Genomic DNA, 2223 nt, shown 5'->3' with positions numbered 1-2223 from the left:
GCCAGATACACCCCGTGACCACTGGAGTCCACCGCGACCATCCGGGCCCGCTGCCCGAGCGCCGCACGCATCTTCAGCGCCCCGCTGTAGGGCGTGGCCGGATCCCGCAGATTCTGGATCAGCAGGACGTTGGCCGGACCCCGCGAACCGATCCGCGTGGCCCGCTCGGCAGGCCGGAACGGCCAGTACGCACACGGCCCCAGATTCACCGGCATGCCCGCCGTCAACGGGTAGGCGGCCCGGCTCCGCCGCACCTGCTGCTCGTGCCGGGCGAGCGAGCTCGGCCACACCACGTCGTTGCACATCGTGGCACCGGCGTGCGCGGCGGTGTTCTGCAAAGCGGCCTGCGGCGGCTGGTTCGGCGCCGGCAGCTCGGCGCCGCTCAGCGCGGCCTTCAACAGCCCGGCCAGCATCGGGTAATTCGCCCGCGAGTACAGCGCGTTGAGCAGCGTCTCCCGCAGCAGGTTGCCGGTCAGCCGCTGCTCCGGCCCGGACCCCGGCCAGGCGAGCGGCTCGCGGTCCAGCCGCGCGGCCAGCTCCAGGAACGTCCGGCGCACCGCGGCCACGTCGGCGCCCAGTCCGTAGTCGCCGTCACGCGCGGCCGCCCACGCGCCGAAGTCGGGGAAGGCGTCCTGAACCCCGACGGCGTAGTTGGCCAGCCACTGGCGCGCCACCTTCTGCGGATCGGGGTCGTCATTGCTGTCGAGGATCACCCGATCGGTGGTGCCGGGGAACATCGTGGCGTGCACGGCGCCCGCGTAGGTGCCGTACGAGACGCCCCAGTAGGAGATCTTGTCCTCGCCGAGCGCCACCCGGATCCGGTCGATGTCCCTGGCGTGGTTGCGGGTGCTGATGTGCCGGATCAGCGGCCCGCCGTTACGGGCGCACGCCTCGGCGATCCGACGCGACCACGCCGCGTTCCCGGCGATCCCGCCGTCGGCGTCGGGGTAGGGCTTCAGACGCGTCAGCGACAGGTCGGCGGGCGCGAGCCCGCAGGAGACCGGCGAGCTCTTCCCGACGCCACGCGGGTCGAACCCGACGACGTCGAAGCGGTCGAGCACGTCCTTGGGCAGCTTCTTCACCAGGGTGCTGGGCCGGTTCAGCCCCGGGCTGCCCGGACCGCCCGGGATGATCAGCAACACGCCACGGCGCACGTCGGGACGGGCCGTCCTGATCCTCGACACCGCCAGCGTGACCGACGGGCCGCCGGGGGCGGAATAGTCCATCGGCACCTCGATCGTCATGCACTCCTGGCGGGGATCGACGCCCTCGCCGGGCCGGCAGGAGCTCCACGAGGTGACGGCGGCGTGCGCCGGAACCGCCAGAAGGGTGGCCGTCAGGGCGGACGCGGACAACAGGGCAAGGGATTTCATCAGGGGCCTCTCGGTTCCGGTGGGGACGTCCACGACTCTGCCGGGTCGTTGATCGCCGAACCAGAGACCTCGTCACCGGCCGCCCGTGACCTCATCATGAAACCGACAAATCACCCACCACCGGAACCAGCACATCCGTCACCAACTCCCCAGGAGGCGTACACCCCGGATCCGACACATACACCTCCCGCACCGCACCCCTCACCACCAGCCGCCGCTCAGCACACCACGCCAGCACAGCATGCACCGTCAACGCGATCTGGTCATAAGGCCCCACATGAGTCGCCCGCGCGAACACCCCACCCGGCAACACCCCCACCTCAAAACCCTGACCGACCTCCCTGTCCTCATCCAGCAACAACGCCACCCGGACATCCACCACCTCACCTACATCAACCGGAAACAACCCCACCAACCGCACCGGCCCGAACCCCTCCGGCAACCCCGCCACCAACCGCGCCACCGCCGCGGACGTAGCCCGCTCCACATCCTCCAACCCCGCCGCCCGCTCACCCACGAACGCCGCCCGCCCCCCGCCCTGCCGCACCACATCCACCTCAGCCGCCGGCAACCCCACAGCCAGCACCCGCTCCAACGACGCCAACGTCCGCCGCCGACGCGCCAACTCCACCTCCAACGACACCCGAACCGACTCCAAAGCCCCCACCTCCCCCGACAACACCCGCCCCACCACCGCCAACGGCACATCCAACGACCGCAACAACCCGATCGACAACGCCTCCCGCGCCTGATCGGCCAGGTATTACCGGTAACCCTTCTGCTGTTCCACTTACGCATGTCGCTAAAACCCCTTCTCGTGTTATTGACGCAACTGCTTTACACTAAACCG

General features: G+C 69.9%; 2 protein-coding genes. Both read right to left on the bottom strand.

What is annotated here, in order from left to right:
* A partial coding sequence (locus ACWCSD_RS51815) for an alpha/beta hydrolase (protein WP_449927144.1) occupies nucleotides 1–1373 on the bottom strand: 1373 nt, incomplete at its 3' end.
* A gap of 94 nt (nucleotides 1374–1467) precedes the next feature.
* Nucleotides 1468–2109: a GyrI-like domain-containing protein gene (locus ACWCSD_RS51810; protein WP_449927141.1), complete on the bottom strand. Its 642-nt coding sequence runs from the start codon at nucleotides 2107–2109 to the stop codon at nucleotides 1468–1470.
* Nucleotides 2110–2223: the final 114 nt, after the last annotated feature.

Source organism: Nonomuraea sp. NPDC001684 (genome assembly GCF_053596515.1).
The sequence above is the reverse complement of the archived record's forward strand: the minus strand, read 5'-3'. Positions and strand labels throughout refer to the sequence as shown.